This window comes from Ruminococcus sp. AM31-15AC (genome assembly GCF_003462045.1).
Taxonomy (GTDB): domain Bacteria; phylum Bacillota; class Clostridia; order Oscillospirales; family Ruminococcaceae; genus Hominimerdicola; species Hominimerdicola aceti.
In genome coordinates, this window is record NZ_QTYG01000001.1 from 98,043 (window position 1) to 117,145 (window position 19,103).

Consider the following 19,103-nt stretch of genomic DNA (forward strand, 5'->3'; position numbering starts at 1 on the left):
ATCAATACCCCTTTGGCTTTTCAAGAGTAAGTCTGCCAAGAGTACCGTTTCTGAACTCGTCCATAACTGTAATGGCTGCCCTTTCGGTATTTATCTCTCCGCCAGAAACTAAAAAGCCACGCTTTCTGCCTATTCTTTCAAGAAGCTCAAAGCCTACCACACAGCCGATAGTTTCCTCGTCAGCAGGCTCTATATCATCGGTTCTTATGCCGTAACGTTTCTCGATAAGCTCAGGATAGTTCTCTTTCAAAAACTCCAGCAGACGGCAGGCAAGATATTCCATGTCCATGATATCGTCCTTGACTGCGCCTGTAAATGCGAGCCTTTCGCCAACAAGCTTATCCTCAAACTTAGGCCACAGCACACCGGCATATCCAAAAGCTCAAAGCCCTCGTCAAGCTTCACCCACTGTTTGCCTCTTGTAACACCCGGTCTGTCCTCGACTTTTGCAAGCCTTGACCCTGCAAGTCTGTTTATAAATGACGACTTGCCAACGTTTGGTATACCGACTATCATTATCCTTATAGGTCTGCCGGACATACCCTTGGCATTCCATTTCTCGATATCGTCCTTTAAAAGCTCTTTGAGCTTTCCATAAAACTTGCTTACGTTTTTGCCACTCCTACAATCTGTAGCAAGAGCAGTTATTCCCTGTTTTGCATAATAGTCCAGCCACATTGCCGTTACTTCCGGATCGGCTGAATCAGCCTTGTTGAGAAGCACAAGCCTTGGCTTTGAGCCTACGATACGCTTCATTTCAGGGTTTCTGCTTGAAAACGGGATACGAGCGTCAGTTATTTCCACCACTGCGTCCACAAGCTTCAGATTTGACGCCATAATGCGGCGTGTTTTTGCCATATGTCCAGGAAACCACTGAACGTGAGATACTTCGCTCATATCTTCCTCCTTACTCTAACTCAATCTACCTTACCAACGCCCTCATCATTGCCTGCCGCAAATCGAAACAGAACTCTGCCGACTATCTCGTCATAAGGCACATATCCTATTACACGGCTGTCTGTGGAATGATTTCGGTTGTCGCCCATTACAAAGCAACAGCCCTCAGGCACTTCATATTCATAAACTTCACTTTCTTTATTATAGTATCTTTCATCAAAATACTCATCATCAAAGCTGCCGTCGCACTTAATATAGCTCTCATCAAGCACTGCTCCGTTGACCTTGACTATAGCCGACTTGTTGTCTATCTCGACCTTTTGCCCTTCTACGGCAATGATACGTTTGATTATCCTATTGTCAAGAACAGACGAGTTGACCACAACTATATCCCCCTGCTTTGGCGTATAAAGCAGTTTTGATATAACAAGAGAATCATTTTCAAAAAGAGTGTCCTGCATTGACTGTCCTTGTACATTCACTGTTCTGAACACAAAAGTAAAAACAAGTACGACCACGAACATTGCCATGACTATGATCTCAAGAAAGTCGAACAGATTATCAACAGCTCTTTTACCCTGCTTTTTCAACTTACCTTACCAAAGCTGTCAAATGGATAAAGCCTTAAAACTGCCTTGCCAAGCACGTCGGAGGGGTCGATAAAGCCTATCCTTCTGCTGTCTGTGGAATTATTTCTGTTATCGCCCATAACGAACAGCTTGCCCTCAGGCACGTCATACTCAAAAACATTTTCTTCCACTTCATATTTCTCATCAAAGAGATTAGTGTTATACATAGCTTCCCTGATATTGTCATTTGAAATGACCTTACCGTTTACTGTAACGGTGTTGTTATTATAATCAACGACAACCTTATCTCCGCCTGTGCCGATAACACGCTTGATGATAGTTTTGCCGAGCTTTTCGCTGTTGATAACAACAATATCGCCCTTTTGCGGTGTATAATTTATGTGAGTGATTATAAGTCTGTCCTGATCCTGCAAGGTCTCACGCATAGAAGGACCCTGAACAAGAACTATCCTGAAGAAGAAAGTAAATATCAGTATCACCACAAACATAGCGAACACGAAAGACTCAGCCATTCAAAGACCTCGTCCATAACATTCACGGGCTGTTTTTCCTTTAGGTCGTCAGGGGCGGCTTTTTTAGCCATGTCAATATCCTCCTGAGAAACGTCGCCGAATTTTTTATTATCGTCCATAAAAGCCTCGATCCTTTATCCAAAGGCGGCAAAAGCCGTCAAATACTCATATAGATTTATTATATCAAATTTCAAAACAAATTACAAGGGGGTAAGGAAAATTTCTTTGAGATAGGGGGAGCGGAAGGTTTAAGTGGGGAATGAGGAATGAGGAGTGAGGAATGAGCATAGCTGACCAAAGTAAAGACCAAGCACAAAGTAAAAGTTACCACCGAGCGCAGCGATTTTGCGGCATGACAAACTCTCCCGAATAATCTGTAGGGGCGAACAGTGTTCGCCCGTGCTCAGAATTTGCCATAATTCTGAATTGTAGATGCGGTGGGATAGTTATTACATCTACCGAACAATGTAATAATCAGGGTTTGCTACTTCGACAGGCGAACAGCGTTCGCCCCTACACATACATCGTGCAGATATGGCAAGTACAGCAAAACACCCCCTACAGGAACTTTGACAGATCAACATTCATGGCAAAGTCGTCATACCACGACAGATCGCAGCCTTGTCTTTCTTTGGGCTTTGCCGCAGTCTTTCTCTTTGAATCATTGTCAAGCCAGCCTGAGATTATGCGGTATGGGTCTGTGCAGTGCCTGCCCTTGGTAAACAGCCATTGAGATAATTTAGATATATAGCTCTCTAAAGACAGACCGACAGACCGACACCTGCTTTCAAGCTCGTTATACTGCTTTGATGTGAGCATTATATTTTTGTGTGTGCCGAAAGACCTGACTCCAGACTCCGCTGTCCCTGCGTCTTTCTTTTTCTCTTTATCTATAGCTTTATCTTTATCTTTGTCTTTATCTATATCTTTATCTGTATCTTTGTCTTTATCTATATCTATATCTTTATCTTTATCAGCTTTTTTTGCTTTTTCTGAAAACCTTTTGGTTTGTGAAAAAGCTTTTGGTTTTTCTGCGGTATCATTTATACCCTGAGGTTTTTCTTCTGCATTATCTGCTGATGCAGCTGTCTGCTCAGCTTTTTCATCAGTATTCCCTGACTCATCAGACTTTTTAGGTCTGCCGCCCTTTTTACCGCACTCGCTCCTTTGAGCACACGTCTCTTCCCATGCAATGCCGTCACGCTCGATAGCAGCCCTCATCATAAGAAACGCTATCTTTGCTCCGCCTGACAGCTTTGGTGATTCTCCCCTCTTTGCATAAGCAAACAGCGCCATGACAAGCTCGCCTATCTCTTCGCTGCTGTCAAGCGCCTGAAAAATGTCCTCCCAGTCTTTGTAAAGCATGAACGCTTTGTTGTCTGTGTGAAAATTCTTTGCCATTTTTATCGTCCTTTCTCTGTGAAGCAGAGGTAATTATCCCCCTCTACTTATCCAGAAAAAAGGGCGTTTTGTTGCATAAAAAATGCAACAATTGCAGAAATGTTGCCAAATTAAAATATAAATCATTTGTTTGCACAAATCAAGTGCTGATATTTTGTGCAATTTGACAATAAGAATTCTCCATAGCCAAAGCGGCAAGGGATAAAAAAAGAGCCGACCAAAGCCGACTCATTTTTATAGAAAGAATTATCTGATAGCTTCCTTGACCTTAGCTGCCTTACCAACTCTGTCACGGAGATAATAGAGCTTAGCACGGCGAACCTTACCGCTGCGTACAACCTCTACCTTTTCAACTACAGGTGAATGAACAGGGAAAACTCTCTCGATTCCACAGCCGTGAGCTACTCTACGAACTGTGAATGTCTCGTGGATTCCACCGTGCTTCTTAGCGATAACTGTGCCCTCGAATACCTGGATTCTGGACTTGTCACCCTCTGTAATTCTTACGTGTACCTTTACTGTATCACCAACGTTGATAACAGGTGCCTCGGATTTAAGGCTTGAATTAGAAATCTGCTTTAAAGCGTCCACTTTAAATTCCTCCTTAATATTTTCAGACATTCATTCGCTTTATGGCAGCTATCGCTGCAAAGCCAGAGGACTGCCCGCTTTAATGTCGTGCCTTTCGTTCAAAGGCGTGGCATTAACTCTCGTCGGAAGAACCGACGGTAATTCAAATGCTTTAATATTATACCACATCTCAAAACCTTTTGCAAGGATATTTATATAAAATTTTCGCCGTTTGCCATGAGTATTTTTGTACGTTCTGTATAAATTTCCGATATTTCTATACCATAACGCTCACAGAACGTGTCTATGACTACGTTCACATTAAGATTGAAGGAACTTCCGCAGGGCAGCTTTAAAGTCACCTCAAAGCTGTCCTCTAGCTCTTTGCTGTCAAGCACTGTGATATGTGGCTTTATATCCACAAGATTGATAGTCTTTTTCTTGGTTCGCTTTTCTATCTCTATCTTGTCAAGCGCTATGAACTTGCCGAAAAGCTCCGCCACTTCATGTACGCTCTTATCTGTTTTCAGCCTTGCCACATACTCCGCCGCTGTAATATCGGTATGCTTATGCTCAGGCTTTGAAACGCTCACTATCTCCAGACCAACAGGCGTTTGAGCGTTCATTCTCTCCAGAACCTCGTTGTATGGAATATCCTCCGTGAGAGCAAAGTCCATTATCTCTACCCTGCTGTCAGTGCCAAGGGGCAATGCAAGTGGGAACATTATATACACATGGGGGTTGAAGCCCTGAGTGTGCCATATTGGCAGGTGCGCCCTTTTGAACACTCGCTGAAAGGCTCTCATAAGGTCAAGGTGGGAAATGTATTTCGCCCTGCCTGTTTTTGAAAATACCGCTCTGTACTCAAATCTCTCCAAACGGAGATTTACATTCTTCGGCTCAGCGTTTGCCACAGTAAACACCTCCGTATTCGCATTTTATGCCACAGCCTGAACAGCCCTCTTTGCAGTTTCGTGTAGTCACTGCCTGATGTGCTTTCTTGTTCTCACGAACGAAAAACTCGTGGCTTACAAGATAATCAAGGTGCGACCACGGCGCTATCTCGTCATAAGAACGTCTGCGGTGAGCATAGAAGCTTGTATCAAGCCCGCACTCCTCAAATGCTTCCTGCCACTTGTCAGCCTTGAAATGCTCGTCCCAGCCGTCAAGATAACAGCCTTTTTTCCATGCGGTGTATATCGCCTTACCAAGACGTCTGTCACCCCTTGCAAGAACCGCTTCCAATATAGATGTATAGGATTGGTGAGTGCTAAGGCGTATCTTGCGGCTTGTAAGGCTCTTGAAAAGGTGTTCCTGTTTCTCTTTTATCTCCTCGGGAGTTGCCTGCGGTTCAAACTCGAAAGGCGTAAAAGGCTTTGGTACGAATGTTGCAGTAGAAACTGATATCTGCACGCTTTTGCCACGCTTTTCTTTTGGCGTTTCGTAATAAAGGTCAAGGACTTTCTGCGCAAGCTTTGCGATACCCTCAACGTCCTCCAGCGTTTCCTCTGGCAGACCAAGCATGAAATAAAGCTTTACAGTGCTGTAACCGCCCTCGAAAGCCGTTCGGCAGGTACGCATTATCTCCTCCTCGGTGATATTTTTGTTTATTACGTCACGAAGACGCTGTGTGCCAGCCTCAGGAGCAAAGGTCAGACCGCTTTTTCTTACAGACTTTATTTTCTCCAAAAGTTCTTCACTGAAATTGTCTATTCGCAATGAAGGCAGTGAAAGGTTTATCTGCTCGCCGTCGGTGTATTCCACAAGATTTTCCAAAAGCTTGTTTATCTCAGTGTAATCGCTCGTAGACAGTGACGAAAGAGAAACCTCCTCATAGCCTGTCTGCTCACAAAGGGACTTTGTTTCGTTCTTTATGGTGTCGATGCTTTTCTCTCTGAATGGTCGGTAAATAAAGCCTGCCTGACAGAATCGACAGCCTCTTATGCACCCTCTCAGTACCTCAACCACCGCTCTGTCATGGACTATCTGAGTGAACGGCACAACAAAGCCCTCAGGGTAATATACCTTGTCAAAATCCTTTATAACACGCTTTTTCACTCTGGCAGGTGCCTCAGGAACGTTTGGCGTGATAGACTTCACAGTACCGTCCTCATTGTAATCCACATCATAGAAAGACGGAACATAAACACCCTCCAGCTTTGCGGCTTCTCTTAGAAACTCCTGCTTAGTAGGCTTCAAAGGCTTCATTCTCTCGTAAAGTTCAAGAAGCTCCACATTGACTTCCTCACCCTCGCCAAGAATGAACAGGTCGAAAAAGTCAGCCATAGGCTCAGGATTGCAGGCACACGGACCGCCTGCGATAACAAGGGGCGTAAGCTCAGTTCTGTCCTTAGCAAGCACCGGCACGCCTGCAAGGTCGAGCATTTCAAGCACATTATTATAAGAAAGCTCATACATGAGAGTAAAGCCGATGAAGTCGAAATCCTTTATAGGGTCAAGGCTCTCCAGTGCGTAAAGTGGGATATCATTCTCACGCATGAGTTTGTTATAGTCCTCCTCAGGCATAAAGACACGCTCGCACCACCAGTTCTCACGGGCGTTTTTCAGACCATAAAGTATCTTCATGCCAAGGTGTGACATACCGACCTCATAAGTATCAGGAAAACAGAAAGCGAACCGCACGTCCACCTTATCCTTATCCTTCACCACGCTGCCCACCTCGCCGCCTATATACCTAGACGGACGCTGCACTTTAAGCAGCAGCTTTTCTATTTTCTTTTTCAGTTCTTCCAAAGTTTTATCCTCCGATATTGAATGTCTGTACTATCTCACCGCACCCGGTAAAGCGAGAGCAATACACAAAGTGAGGTGAAACGGGCGAACACTGTTCGCCCCTACAGTAAAAGTGCAAATGCCAATACATTTTGATTATACCAAAAATTTATTACAAAAGCAATAAGCAAAGTGTTAATATATGACTTCTGAGAGGACGATAAAACAGAAAGTTGCGGCAAATGATATGCTGACAGTGCCGTGAAGTATCATATATATCATAGCCGCCGCTGAGAGCAGAATAAATACCGCTCTGAAAAACTCGCAGACCTTGCCATTGGCAAGCAAGGCGAGTATCCTGCCACCGTCAAAATAGCGAAATGGCAGTAGGTTTAGCGCACCAAGCAGAAAGTTTATCTGACAGAAAAAGCCACCACCATTCGCCATATATGACAGCAGGCAGAGGGCAAAATTTACTGCTGCACCACCGAAAAGCACAGCAAACTCGTGGTATTTAGACAGCTGTTTATCAACAGGAGTAATGCGGATACCGCCTCCATAGACAACAATTTCCTGCGGTGAGCTTCCGAAAGCGGTCATGGGTACAAGGTGACCCAGTTCGTGGAGTGCGCAGCACATAAGCGTAACAAAGAGCATATCCGCCTGCGTACCTGAGCAGACAGACACAAGTGCGACGACGAAAAAGAAACTGAACGACACGCCGTAGGTGGTATTTTTTATCTTTATTTTAAACAAGTTCATCACCGAGATATTTATATTCGGTATTTGCTAAAATAATGTGTAGGGGCGAACACTGTTCGCCCGTCGAAGAAATAAACCCTGATTATTACGCTGTTTGGCAAACGTAAAAAACTCCCCTACAGTTCTGAATTTGTACAAGTTCTGAGCATGGGCGAACGCTGTTCGCCCCTACAGATTATTCGGGAAAGGTTCTACTGCCGCAAGATTGCTACGCTCTTTGCTGGTGCTTTTATGATAATAGAAAAAAGCGGTGTGAGTTTTTTTCCCGACACCGCCTTGAATTTATTTGTTTGGTAGTTTCATTTCTGCACCCCTCTGCACTAAATAGCAGAATAAACTCGGTGCATACATTTACCTCGTACTGAAGAGCCACAAGGGTCAGCTATGCCAATTCCTCACTCCTCACTCCTCATTCCTCATTTGTTACAGCATCTTCTTCAAATACTGTCCCGTATAAGACCTGTCGCAAGCCGCAATTTCCTCAGGCGTGCCTGTGCAGACGATAGTTCCGCCGCCGTCGCCACCCTCAGGACCAAGATCTATAATATGGTCTGCGGTCTTTATCACATCAAGATTATGCTCGATAACAAGCACTGTGTTTCCGCCGTCTGCAAGCTTCTGCAATACCTCTATAAGCTTATGCACGTCAGCAGTGTGAAGTCCTGTAGTCGGCTCGTCTAGGATATATATAGTTCTGCCTGTGGCTCTTTTTGAAAGCTCTGTTGCAAGCTTGACTCTCTGCGCTTCACCGCCTGAAAGGGTTGTAGCCGCCTGCCCTATCTTCACATAGCCAAGACCAACTTCATACAGTGTTTCAAGCTTACGGCTTATTTTAGGGATAGCACTGAAAAACTCAACGCCTTCTTCCACTGTCATTTCAAGCACGTCATAGATGTTCTTGCCCTTATATCTGACTTCCAGCGTTTCACGGTTGTATCTCATACCACCGCAGACTTCGCACGGTACATACACGTCAGGCAAAAAGTGCATTTCTATTTTGATTATACCGTCGCCCTCGCAGGCTTCACATCTTCCGCCTTTGACGTTGAATGAGAAACGTCCTGCACCGTAGCCTTTCATTTTTGCGTCAGCGGTCTGAGCGAAAAGTTCTCTGATATCGGTGAAAACGCCTGTATAGGTGGCAGGATTAGACCTTGGCGTTCTGCCTATTGGCGACTGGTCAATATCTATTACCTTATCAAGATGCTCTATCCCCTGCATTTCCTTGAATGCTCCAGAGCGTATTTTCGCACGGTTTAATCTGCCCGCAAGTTCCTTATAGATTATCTCGTTCACAAGTGATGATTTGCCTGAGCCTGACACACCTGTTACGCAGGTGAAAGTGCCGAGAGGTATCTCAACATCTATGTTTTTCAGATTGTTCTGTGTCGCACCGATGACTTTCAGATACTTGCCGTTTCCCTTTCTGCGTGTTTCAGGAACAGGTATTTTCTTCTCGCCGCTGAGATACTGTCCTGTGATGGAACGCTTGCACTTCATTATATCGTCAACAGTTCCTGCGCAGACTATCTCTCCGCCGTGAATGCCTGCTCCCGGTCCAACGTCAACCACGAAATCTGCCGCACGCATTGTGTCCTCGTCATGCTCGACCACTATGAGAGTGTTGCCAAGGTCACGAAGCCTTTTCAGTGTGGCGATAAGCTTGTCATTGTCACGCTGATGAAGTCCTATAGACGGCTCGTCAAGTATATACAGCACACCCACAAGTGATGAGCCTATCTGCGTTGCAAGCCTTATACGCTGGCTCTCGCCACCTGAGAGAGTGCCTGCGGAACGTGACAGGGTGAGATATTCAAGTCCAACGCTTTTGAGAAAGCCAAGGCGTGATTTTATCTCTTTTATTATCTGCTCGCCGATAAGCTTGTCACGGTCGCTTATCTCAAGGTTTTCAAAAAATTCAAGGGCTTTTGCGACGGACTTATGACAAAGCTCTGCGATATTTATTCCGCCAACTGTAACGCTCAGGCTTTCTTTTTTCAGCCTTTCACCATGGCATGCAGAACACTTTTCATCGCTCATATAAGCTTCTATATCAGCCTTTGCCCAATCGCTGTTAGACTCTTTATAACGCCTTTCAAGGTTTGGTATAACGCCCTCAAATTCAGCCTGATAGTCAGCCTTATAGAACTTATTGCCACGCTTTAGGTGAAGCTTCTGACCCTGCGTGCCGTAAAGGAAAACGTCTATAGCGTCTTTGTCGAGGTTTTTCACAGGCTCGTCAAGGGAAATGCCGTAGGTCTCAGAAATTGCGTTGAAATACATCATTGCGATAGAACCTTCTTCAAGGCTGTTCCAGCCGCTGGCTTTTATTGCGCCTTGTCTTATGGAAAGGTCTTTGTTAGGAATAATAAGCTCAGGGTCTATCTTCTTGAACACACCAAGACCTGTACACTTTTCGCAAGCACCGAAAGGATTGTTGAATGAGAACATTCTCGGTGTCAGCTCGTCAATGGATACGCCATGCTCAGGGCAGGCGTAATTCTGAGAAAAAAGCATTTCCTCTCCGCCGATAACGTCAACGCCAACAAGTCCCCCTGTAAGCGAAGAAACAGTTTCGATACTGTCGGTAAGACGGGACTTTATGCCCTCTTTGATAACAAGTCGGTCAACCACTATCTCGATAGTGTGCTTCTTGTTTTTCTCTATCTTTATTTCTTCCGAAAGGTCATAGGTTATGCCGTCTATACGCACTCTCACATATCCCGACTTTCTGGCACGGTCAAGTTCTTTTGTATGCTCGCCCTTACGTCCTCTGATGATAGGAGCTAAAAGCTGTATCTTAGTGCCCTCTTCAAGCTCCATTATCTTATCCACGATCTGATCCACTGTCTGTTGACGTATCTCTCTTCCGCAGACAGGACAGTGCGGTACGCCTATACGGGCGTAAAGAAGTCTGAGATAGTCATATATCTCCGTGACTGTTCCAACAGTTGAACGTGGGTTTTTTGAGGTGGTCTTTTGGTCTATGGATATAGCAGGGGAAAGTCCCTCTATGCTGTCAACATCAGGCTTGTCCATTTGACCCAAAAACATTCTCGCATAAGATGACAGCGACTCAACGTAACGTCTTTGTCCGTCAGCGTATATGGTATCGAATGCAAGAGAAGATTTACCCGAACCCGAAAGACCCGTCATAACAACAAGCTTATCTCTCGGTATGGTAACATCAACATTTTTGAGATTATGCTCTCTTGCACCTTTTATAACTATCTCGTTAATTGGCATTGGTATTCTTTACTCTCCTTTTGGTATTGAAAAATCACATATTGGTATGCAGGTGGGCGAACACTGTTCGCCACTACACACGTTTTGTGGATATATATCCGTCTTATGTTTCGCAAGGCTTTTTATTTCTTCTCACCCTTTAACTCCGCAATTTTATCACGCAGGAATGCGGCGTGCTCAAATTCAAGCAGCTTTGCCGCCTCTTTCATTTCCTTTGTGAGCTTGTCTATGAGCTTTGCGGTTTCCTGCTTTGAAAGCTTTGTTTTCTGCCTTGCCTCGTATTCCACCTCTTCCTTGGTGGATATTTCTATTACATCTCTTATATCCTTGACGATAGTTTTCGGAACTATGCCGTGCTCTTCGTTGAACTTCATCTGTATTGCACGACGGCGCTCCGTTTCGGTGATAGCCTTTTCCATTGAGCGTGTCACCGTGTCGGCATACATTATTACCTTGCCCTCAGCGTTTCGAGCGGCTCTGCCTATAGTCTGTATAAGTGCGCTTTCAGAACGCAGGAAGCCCTCCTTATCAGCGTCAAGTATCGCCACAAGAGTTACCTCAGGCAGGTCAAGACCCTCTCTCAGCAGGTTGATACCAACAAGCACATCAAACTCGCCCAGACGCAGGTCACGGATTATCTCCATACGCTCGATAGTGTCTATATCGTGGTGCATATATCTCACCTTCACGTCAAAGCTCTTGAGATAGTTTGTGAGATCCTCAGCCATTTTCTTAGTAAGAGTAGTAACAAGCACACGCTGATTTTTAGCTGTGCGCATATTTATCTCGCTGAGCAGATCCTCTATCTGACCCTCAGTCGGCTTTACGATTATCTCAGGGTCAAGCAGACCTGTCGGTCTTATTACCTGCTCCACTATCTGCTGTGACTTTTCCTGCTCGATAGGTCCAGGGGTAGCCGACACGAAAACCGCCTGATTAATATGAGAATAAAATTCATCAAATGTCAGCGGTCTGTTATCCATTGCTGAGGGCAGACGGAAGCCATAGTCAACCAGGGTCTGTTTTCTCGCTCTGTCGCCTGCATACATACCTCTTACCTGCGGCAGAGAAACGTGTGACTCGTCCACGAAAAGCACAAAATCATCAGGCAGGAAGTCAAGCAAAGTGAACGGCGTTGAGCCTGCGGGACGTCTTGCAAGCACTCGGGAATAGTTCTCGATACCGCTGCAAAAGCCTATCTCCTCCAACATCTCGATGTCATAGTTGGTGCGCTGAGCGATACGCTGAGCTTCGATAAGCATATCGTTGTCTTTGAAATATTTGATACGCTCGTCAAGCTCCTGCTTAATCTCTTCGATAGCATCGTGCATTTTATCACGGCTGACGATATAATGAGAAGCAGGGAATATCGCCGCATGGGCAAGGGAGCAAAGCACCTCGCCTGTGACAACATTTATCTCTGTGATACGGTCTATCTCATCACCGAAAAACTCGACTCTTATGGCAGTGTCTGTGGAATTTGCAGGGAATATCTCCACCACATCTCCCCTGACACGAAACTTGTTTCTCACAAAATTTATATCGTTTCGCTCATACTGGATACCCACAAGGTCAGCGATAAGCCTGTCACGGGATTTCTCCATACCACGACGTATAGACACCACCATGGACTTATACTCCTCAGGGTCGCCGAGGGAGTAGATACAAGAAACGCTGGCAACGATAATAACGTCACGGCGTTCAGCGATAGCGGAGGTAGCGGAATGTCTGAGCTTATCTATCTCGTCATTAACGGAGCTGTCCTTTTCGATATAAACGTCCTTGCTTGGCACATAGGCTTCAGGCTGATAATAGTCATAGTAGGACACGAAATATTCCACGGCATTGTTCGGAAAAAACTCCTTGAACTCAGAGCAAAGCTGAGCGGCAAGTATCTTATTATGGGCAAGCACCAGCGTCGGACGGTTTATCCTAGCAATAACGTTTGCCATAGTAAAGGTCTTGCCGGAACCGGTAACGCCCATAAGGGTCTGTTCTCTCATGCCGCTTTCGATACCCTTTACTAAAGCGTCCACCGCCTCAGGCTGGTCGCCCGATAGCTTATAATCTGAAACAAGCTGAAACTTATCCATAAATGCCTCCTCAATCGAACAGTTGTTTTAATCATTATATTACAATTATTTTTAATTGTAAAGGCTTTTTTATCAATATTTTTTGAATTTGCGTATATGTACGATTTTTCGGACTGGTATTGTTACTCAACCTGCGGTATCAGCTCGATGTATGTGTAGGGGCGAACGGTGTTCGCTCGTCGAAGTAATAAGCCCACGGCAACAACAAGGTTCGGCAGCAAAAAATTCTCCCCGACAATTCTGAATTTACAGCAAATCCTGAGCACGGGCGAACGCTGTTCGCCCCTACAGATTATTCGGGAGAGTTTGTCATGCCGCAAAATCGCTACGCTCGGTGCTTGTCCACATCTCTGTTCAGCTTTGCCCATTCCTCACTCCTCACTCCTCATTCCTCACTCCTCACTTAATACCGCTCCCCTCTTGCAATCTTCCACACTTTAGGTTATAATATCACTATAGTAATAATTTCAGGAGGACGTAACATGAATAGATCATATGACGAATACAACTACACCCTCTCAAAGCGTGAACTGGAAGAACTTAAATTCTTATTCATCTCTGATGATGTGGACTACAACGACACTGACAGCAACGGTCTTACTTTCCTGCTCACTGCTATCGAAAGTGCTGACTTTGTTGAGCAGGACGGTGTTCTCAAGCCCGACAAACGAAGTGTTGATTTCATCAAATGGCTCATCGCTCAAGGCTCAGATGTGAACTTCCCTGCTGACAAAAAGCCTTTACAATATGCTATCAAATGTGAAGAGGAGATATCTCGCCGTAAAGGCAAAGCCTGCGATATGTCAGAAATTCTTCTGCTTCTCCGTGAAAGCGGTGCAGACAGCACGGGTCTTGACGAGCTTATTGACGGAGGATTCTCCGCTCGTGTGAAGCTCTGAGGTATAGCATGAGAGAATTTATAATAAATCAGAATGACGCAGGTCAGCGTGTTGACAAGTTTCTCACAAAGGCTGTGCCGAAGCTGCCTAAAAATCTGCTGTACAAATATCTGCGCCTGAAGCGTATCAAGGTCAATGGCAAACGCTGTGAGATATCCACACGGCTTGCTTGCGGTGACGTTATGCAGCTTTACATCAATGACGAATTTTTTGATACCGACAGCGGCAAGCCTGCATTTCTTTCCGCACCCTCTGCACTGAATATTATTTACGAGGACGAGAATATTATCCTCTGCGACAAAAAGTGCGGACTTGTGGTACATGAGGACGAAAGCGGCTCGGCGGACACACTCATAAACAGGATACAGCACTATCTTTATGAAAAGGGTGAATATCGTCCTGAGGAGGAGCTGTCTTTTGCTCCTGCCCTTTGTAACAGGATAGACCGCAACACAGGCGGTATTGTAATATGTGCGAAAAATGCTGAAAGTTTGCGTGTGCTTAATCAGAAAGTCAAAGACAGAGAACTTGAAAAGCTTTATCTTTGCGTGACCGTTGGCATACCAAAGGAAAAGTCTGCACGGCTCACAGCTTATCATCAGAAAGATGAAACCACAAAAACTGTCAAGGTATCTGACAAGAAATTTGAGGGCAGCCGCACTATGATAACCTCTTATCGTGTGCTTGCGGAAAACAAGGCTGATGATCTTGCACTTCTCGAAGTTGACCTCATCACAGGCAGAACGCATCAGATAAGGGCGCACCTTGCTCACATCGGCTATCCACTTCTCGGCGACGGCAAATACGGAATAAATAAAGTCAACCGTGCATACAATGTGAAAACGCAGGCACTTTATTCGTACAAGCTCACCTTTAAATTCACCACTGACGCAGGTATACTTGAATATCTAAACGGCAAGAGCTTTCAGGTTAAAGACGTATGGTTTTGCGAAAAATTCTTCGGATATAAGCTCTGATATTTCGTTAAATCGCACTATTTCGACACTGTAGATTTGTCATATACGACAAAATAATATAATTTTCGTGCAAATTTTGTGTAAATTGTTCAAAAGTGCTTGCAAATGTATATAAAATATGTTATAATTATTTAGTCAAATTTAACGGCTGTACTATATATACAGAAAATGACAGATATATTTTATAGATTTGGAGGAACAAAGGTATGACAGGAGATCTGCATTGTCACACAACGCTGTCTGACGGCTCGCTTGGTATAGAAGAGGTCATTGTTCAGGCAAAGAGAATGGGACTTGACTTTCTTGCGATAACAGACCATGACACTCTTTCATCATCAAACAGAGCGCAAATACTTGGCGAACGTTATGGGGTCAAGGTCATTCCTGCGGTAGAGCTTTCCGCATGGGACAAGAAGCGCAATTCAAAAGTACACATTCTTTGCTATGCACCGCAGAAACCTGACAGGCTGGAAGGTCTTTGCCTGAAGTCATGCCAGATAAGAAAAGACTGTGCAAAGGAAATGATAGAAAAGGTAATGGCAAGATATCCTATTCCTGCCGATGCTGTACTGCACTACACAAAAAGCTCAAAGAGCATTTTTAAACAGCATATCATGAGAGCATTGGTAAATTACGGCTATGCAACGGAGCTTTACGGCTCTGTGAACGACAAGCTTTTTGCATATCCAAACGGCGAATGTCTTGTGACCCGTGAATATCCTGACGTAAACTTTGTGCTTGACCTTATACACTCCGCAAAGGGCATTGCAGTAATGGCACACCCTGTTATGTTCAACAACACCGAGCTGCTTCTTGAACTTATCGAGGCAGGAAAGCTTGACGGAATTGAAGCTTATCATCACTCTGCTACTCCAACTCAACAGCAGAAGCTTGTGGATATCGCAAAGGAACATGACCTGATAGTGACTGGCGGCTCTGACTTCCACGGTCTGTATAACGAAACAATGACACATATCGGAAGCATGACCACTGACAAGGAAAATCTTGACAAGCTGTTCAGGCTCATTCATATAAATTCACAAAAAGCTAACAAAGCGGCTGTGAAAACAGAGAAATAATATGGTATAATAAAGGGACATTATCATGCGGTAATGTTCCTTTAATGCGTAAAATAGAGAGGACTGTATAAAATGAACGTAATGGAAGAATCACTACAGAAACACAGAGAATGGAAAGGCAAGATAGAGGTCTGCTCAAGAGCAAAGGTAAACAATGCCAAAGACCTTACTCTCGCATATACTCCGGGCGTTGCTCAGCCTTGCCTTGAGATACAGAAAGATCCCGACCTTTCATATGAGCTTACAAGACGTGCAAATCTTGTGGCTGTTATCACAGACGGCTCTGCTGTGCTTGGTCTTGGCAATATTGGCGGTCTGGCAGGTATGCCTGTTATGGAGGGCAAGTGTGCGCTTTTCAAGGAGTTCGCAGACGTTGACGCTTTCCCGCTTTGCATAAAGTCCAATGACGTTGACGAAATTGTAAACACCATCGCTATGATATCAGACAGCTTCGGCGGAATAAATCTTGAAGATATCGCCGCTCCAAGATGTTTTGAAATAGAAGCAAAGCTCAAAGAGAGAGTTGATATCCCTGTTTTCCATGACGATCAGCACGGAACTGCTATCGTTGTCGGTGCGGCACTTATGAATGCCTGCAAGGTAGCAAACAAGAAGATAGAGGATATCACGCTTGTTATAAACGGTGCAGGTGCGGCCGGCTGTGCTATAGGAAAGCTTTTGCTTTCTCTTGGTATCGGCAACCTTATCATGGTAGACCGTGAGGGAATAATCTGCGAGGGCGATGATTATCTTAACGAGGCTCACGCTGAAATGGCAAAGGTCACAAACAAGAACAAGCTCCACGGCTCTCTTGCTGACGCACTCAAGGGTGCCGACGCTTTCGTAGGTGTTTCCAAGCCAAAGCTTGTGACCGCTGAAATGGTTAAATCCATGAACGACAAGCCTATACTTTTCGCAATGGCTAACCCGACTCCTGAGATAATGCCTGACGAAGCAAAGGCGGCAGGTGCGTTTATCGTTGGAACAGGACGTTCAGACTTCCCTAACCAGATAAACAACGTTATCGCTTTCCCAGGAATTTTCAAGGGTGCGCTTGCGGTGAGGGCTTCTGACATCAACGAGGAAATGAAAATGGCTGCCGCAAAGGCTATCGCAGGCTGTGTGCCTGAGGACAAGCTCAGTGCGGAATTTATTCTGCCGAACTCTTTTGACAGGTCAGTACCGGTCGCTGTGGCTGAGGCTGTGGCAAAGGCTGCAAGAGAAACAGGCGTAGCAAGAATTTAGGAGGTTTTTCAAATGGCAACTATAAGCTACACTCCAAGGGGAGTATGTTCAAGAAAAATAGATATCGAAGTAGAGGACGGTATCGTAAAGAAAGTGCATTTCACAGGCGGCTGTAACGGCAACACACAGGGTGTATCAAAGCTTGTTGAGGGCATGAAGGTTCAAGACGTTATCGACAGACTTGAGGGTATCGACTGCAACGGACGTGGCACATCATGTCCTGCTCAGCTTGCTGAGGCTTTGAAGTCTGCACTCTAAGCTTTCGTACTTGGACATTATACGGATATAAAAAACGGGCGAACACTGTTCGCCCCTACAAAAGAAAACGGACTGCATTTTGTTTGCAGTCCGTTTTTTTGTACATATTCTAATTCCCTGACGCTGCGCCTTGAGTGAAACTCATTGATACAAATCCCGTTCCATTCACCGTAATATCGGTATGATTATGGTCAGACCACTGCTCCGCACCGTTTATGCCGTTCGTTCGATAGAACTGAATGTCATATTGATTTTTTTCAGCAGAATCGACTTTCATAGTTGCAGTGGCAATTTTTGTATTTACATCTGTAGAAACATTTAGGCTGTAAGTGTTTTTAAACCATGTGCTGATATCAACATACTTCGTGTTCCATGTCAGTGTGACAGTACCCTCGCCGCTGCCTGACAGGCGATAGTTGAATCCGTCAAGATCTTTTGGCGAGGCGGCGTTGTCGATGAATGTGCCTGTCCATGTTGCTGATGTGTTATCATTTATATAGATAACGCCAAGCTTTGCGGAGAGCGTTTTCAACTCTGCCTGATCTGTAGGTGCGGCTGTCACTTTCATGTATATATCAGACTTTGTGAGCTGTGACTTATCAAAGGTCAGCACAAATTCATGCTTGTTGAAATCATCTGATTTAAGCACAAGTGAAGAAAATACAATTTTTGAATTACCTTCAAAAGTCTTATTTTCACCGCCATATTCAACCGAGTATTTTGCAGCTTCTTCTCCGGTAACGGCATTTCCGTCGCTGTCCACAAGCTCAACTGTAATGGTGTATGTGATATCCTTATCATTGTGCTTTATCATTGTTTGCGGATAGTTGCATACATTGACTGTCACACAAGGCGAGGTTTCCATACTGCTAAAAGTTATCGTCCTTGGAAGATCATTTTCATCTGTTGTAAGATAATTAGATGAAAACAGCATGCCAGCTCCCTTTTGTGTGGACACAACTCGCTTTACACTTGAAACGCTGGTATAAGCCGCCAGGACGCCAATAGTACTGAGTGCGGCTGCCGCAAAAGCTATCCATATTGCAAGCCACGATCTTTTAAGCTTTTTTATAAATTTGTCTTTCATAACAGCCGCCCTCCTCTCTATTTTGTGAATTATTACTTTCTCTGAACTGTCAGGTAGACCATATCAGTTTCTTTATTGTTTTGGACATTTTCATTCCATTTTACTCTTATTATAAAATAATCGCAAAACGGGTCTTTATTGTCAATTACCGTCAGTGCGTCCGACTGCCAATAAAGTGCTTCGGCATTTTTCTGAACATTGCCGTAACTGTCATAGGACTTTTCGTGAAGCGTGCTGTCACCAATGATCTCCGAGCCTTGCTGATTGAGATAATGTCCCGAGATCTTATTGCCGTCTATTTTGTAATAAAACGTTTTATTCTCTTCATCTGAAACATAAACGACAGCTTCTGATTTTTCAGTTTCACTGACGCTTTTCGCACGATATATCTCATACTCAAAAGGGATATTCGTTGTATGTGCAAGCTGTATTTGATATTGTTGCACATCTGCCCCGCCTATGCCGAAAACAAAGTCTTTATATCTGCCGTTCTCAACGTCAATATCTGCCATTTCAAGATTTGCCACAGATTCTTTGTTTCCTGCGGTGATATAAAGCTGAGTAGGGGCATTTATTTTTGTTGTAAGAGCAATAGAACGTTTGTGAGTAAACCACGCATAAACAGGCAGTGCCACAAGCAGTACCGCCGAGAGAGATACTGCTATGACTAGCTGGAGCTTCTTCTTCTTTTCTAATTTTCTGAATTTTCCAAAAATGCTTTTTGTCATAATTTTCTCCTGAAAATGCCTGCTTA

General features: G+C 44.5%; 17 protein-coding genes and 1 pseudogene. 5 read left to right on the forward strand and 13 right to left on the reverse strand.

The window, feature by feature from the left end:
* Position 1: 1 nt before the first annotated feature.
* The 11 genes and pseudogenes from ylqF to uvrB form a co-directional block, all read right to left on the reverse strand.
* Positions 2 to 897, reverse strand: a pseudogene (gene ylqF, locus DW793_RS00485) (ribosome biogenesis GTPase YlqF).
* Between the two features lie 20 nt (positions 898 to 917).
* Positions 918 to 1,487: a signal peptidase I gene (gene lepB, locus DW793_RS00490; protein WP_118156752.1), complete on the reverse strand. Its 570-nt coding sequence runs from the start codon at positions 1,485 to 1,487 to the stop codon at positions 918 to 920.
* On the reverse strand, positions 1,484 to 1,999 hold the full coding sequence (gene lepB, locus DW793_RS00495; RefSeq protein ID WP_252969588.1) for a signal peptidase I: 516 nt from the start codon (positions 1,997 to 1,999) through the stop codon (positions 1,484 to 1,486). Before lepB (DW793_RS00495) ends, lepB (DW793_RS00490) begins: the two co-directional genes overlap by 4 nt.
* Positions 1,963 to 2,118: a hypothetical protein gene (locus DW793_RS14955; protein ID WP_252969589.1), complete on the reverse strand. Its 156-nt coding sequence runs from the start codon at positions 2,116 to 2,118 to the stop codon at positions 1,963 to 1,965. The genes lepB (DW793_RS00495) and DW793_RS14955 overlap by 37 nt, the downstream gene beginning before the upstream one ends.
* 439 nt (positions 2,119 to 2,557) lie before the next feature.
* Positions 2,558 to 3,400 (reverse strand): DUF6291 domain-containing protein, encoded by an 843-nt coding sequence (locus DW793_RS14495; protein ID WP_181988254.1) that lies wholly within the window; start codon positions 3,398 to 3,400, stop codon positions 2,558 to 2,560.
* Positions 3,401 to 3,646: 246 nt separating this feature from the next.
* Positions 3,647 to 3,991 carry a 50S ribosomal protein L19 gene (gene rplS, locus DW793_RS00505; protein WP_022286692.1) on the reverse strand — a complete coding sequence of 115 codons (345 nt, stop codon included), beginning with the start codon at positions 3,989 to 3,991 and terminating at the stop codon, positions 3,647 to 3,649.
* Between the two features lie 191 nt (positions 3,992 to 4,182).
* Positions 4,183 to 4,884: a TIGR03936 family radical SAM-associated protein gene (locus DW793_RS00510; RefSeq protein ID WP_117897556.1), complete on the reverse strand. Its 702-nt coding sequence runs from the start codon at positions 4,882 to 4,884 to the stop codon at positions 4,183 to 4,185.
* Positions 4,871 to 6,724: a TIGR03960 family B12-binding radical SAM protein gene (locus DW793_RS00515; protein WP_022286690.1), complete on the reverse strand. Its 1,854-nt coding sequence runs from the start codon at positions 6,722 to 6,724 to the stop codon at positions 4,871 to 4,873. The genes DW793_RS00510 and DW793_RS00515 overlap by 14 nt, the downstream gene beginning before the upstream one ends.
* A gap of 174 nt (positions 6,725 to 6,898) precedes the next feature.
* Positions 6,899 to 7,459, reverse strand: a complete 561-nt coding sequence (locus DW793_RS00520; protein WP_118156754.1) for a peptidase M50 — start codon at positions 7,457 to 7,459, stop codon at positions 6,899 to 6,901.
* A gap of 429 nt (positions 7,460 to 7,888) precedes the next feature.
* The gene (uvrA, locus tag DW793_RS00525; RefSeq protein ID WP_118156755.1) at positions 7,889 to 10,711 is read right to left on the reverse strand and encodes an excinuclease ABC subunit UvrA; all 2,823 of its coding nucleotides are present in this window, start codon (positions 10,709 to 10,711) and stop codon (positions 7,889 to 7,891) included.
* Between the two features lie 122 nt (positions 10,712 to 10,833).
* The gene (uvrB, locus tag DW793_RS00530; RefSeq protein ID WP_118156756.1) at positions 10,834 to 12,804 is read right to left on the reverse strand and encodes an excinuclease ABC subunit UvrB; all 1,971 of its coding nucleotides are present in this window, start codon (positions 12,802 to 12,804) and stop codon (positions 10,834 to 10,836) included.
* Positions 12,805 to 13,286: 482 nt separating this feature from the next.
* Here uvrB and DW793_RS00540 point away from each other — a divergent pair, with 482 nt between their 5' ends.
* The 5 genes from DW793_RS00540 to DW793_RS00560 all read left to right on the forward strand — a co-directional run bounded on the left by DW793_RS00540 (position 13,287) and on the right by DW793_RS00560 (position 17,262).
* Positions 13,287 to 13,703, forward strand: coding sequence for a hypothetical protein (locus DW793_RS00540; protein ID WP_022286686.1), 417 nt, complete (start codon positions 13,287 to 13,289; stop codon positions 13,701 to 13,703).
* A gap of 8 nt (positions 13,704 to 13,711) precedes the next feature.
* Positions 13,712 to 14,680: an RluA family pseudouridine synthase gene (locus DW793_RS00545; RefSeq protein ID WP_118156758.1), complete on the forward strand. Its 969-nt coding sequence runs from the start codon at positions 13,712 to 13,714 to the stop codon at positions 14,678 to 14,680.
* Between the two features lie 206 nt (positions 14,681 to 14,886).
* The gene (locus DW793_RS00550) at positions 14,887 to 15,759 is read left to right on the forward strand and encodes a PHP domain-containing protein (protein WP_118156759.1); all 873 of its coding nucleotides are present in this window, start codon (positions 14,887 to 14,889) and stop codon (positions 15,757 to 15,759) included.
* Positions 15,760 to 15,831: 72 nt separating this feature from the next.
* The gene (locus tag DW793_RS00555; RefSeq protein ID WP_118156760.1) at positions 15,832 to 17,004 is read left to right on the forward strand and encodes an NAD(P)-dependent malic enzyme; all 1,173 of its coding nucleotides are present in this window, start codon (positions 15,832 to 15,834) and stop codon (positions 17,002 to 17,004) included.
* Between the two features lie 12 nt (positions 17,005 to 17,016).
* Positions 17,017 to 17,262, forward strand: coding sequence for a TIGR03905 family TSCPD domain-containing protein (locus tag DW793_RS00560; RefSeq protein ID WP_118156761.1), 246 nt, complete (start codon positions 17,017 to 17,019; stop codon positions 17,260 to 17,262).
* Positions 17,263 to 17,371: 109 nt separating this feature from the next.
* Here DW793_RS00560 and DW793_RS00565 read toward each other — a convergent pair whose 3' ends face one another.
* Entirely contained in the window at positions 17,372 to 18,349 is a 978-nt protein-coding gene (locus DW793_RS00565) for a hypothetical protein (protein WP_118156762.1), read from the reverse strand.
* A 32-nt stretch (positions 18,350 to 18,381) separates the two neighbouring features.
* Complete coding sequence (locus DW793_RS00570; protein WP_118156763.1) at positions 18,382 to 19,077, reverse strand: hypothetical protein; 696 nt, start codon at positions 19,075 to 19,077, stop codon at positions 18,382 to 18,384.
* Positions 19,078 to 19,103 lie beyond the last annotated feature (26 nt).

Excerpts from the sequence above, each read along its gene's own strand:
- lepB (WP_252969588.1), bottom strand. The coding sequence starts at position 1,999 with ATGGCTGAGTCTTTCGTGTTCGCTATGTTTGTGGTGATACTGATATTT.
- DW793_RS14955 (WP_252969589.1), bottom strand. The coding sequence starts at position 2,118 with ATGGACGATAATAAAAAATTCGGCGACGTTTCTCAGGAGGATATTGAC.
- DW793_RS14495 (WP_181988254.1), bottom strand. The coding sequence starts at position 3,400 with ATGGCAAAGAATTTTCACACAGACAACAAAGCGTTCATGCTTTACAAA.
- uvrA (WP_118156755.1), bottom strand. The coding sequence starts at position 10,711 with ATGCCAATTAACGAGATAGTTATAAAAGGTGCAAGAGAGCATAATCTC.
- uvrB (WP_118156756.1), bottom strand. The coding sequence starts at position 12,804 with ATGGATAAGTTTCAGCTTGTTTCAGATTATAAGCTATCGGGCGACCAG.
- DW793_RS00540 (WP_022286686.1), top strand. The coding sequence starts at position 13,287 with ATGAATAGATCATATGACGAATACAACTACACCCTCTCAAAGCGTGAA.
- DW793_RS00545 (WP_118156758.1), top strand. The coding sequence starts at position 13,712 with ATGAGAGAATTTATAATAAATCAGAATGACGCAGGTCAGCGTGTTGAC.
- DW793_RS00550 (WP_118156759.1), top strand. The coding sequence starts at position 14,887 with ATGACAGGAGATCTGCATTGTCACACAACGCTGTCTGACGGCTCGCTT.
- DW793_RS00555 (WP_118156760.1), top strand. The coding sequence starts at position 15,832 with ATGAACGTAATGGAAGAATCACTACAGAAACACAGAGAATGGAAAGGC.
- DW793_RS00560 (WP_118156761.1), top strand. The coding sequence starts at position 17,017 with ATGGCAACTATAAGCTACACTCCAAGGGGAGTATGTTCAAGAAAAATA.
- DW793_RS00565 (WP_118156762.1), bottom strand. The coding sequence starts at position 18,349 with ATGAAAGACAAATTTATAAAAAAGCTTAAAAGATCGTGGCTTGCAATA.
- DW793_RS00570 (WP_118156763.1), bottom strand. The coding sequence starts at position 19,077 with ATGACAAAAAGCATTTTTGGAAAATTCAGAAAATTAGAAAAGAAGAAG.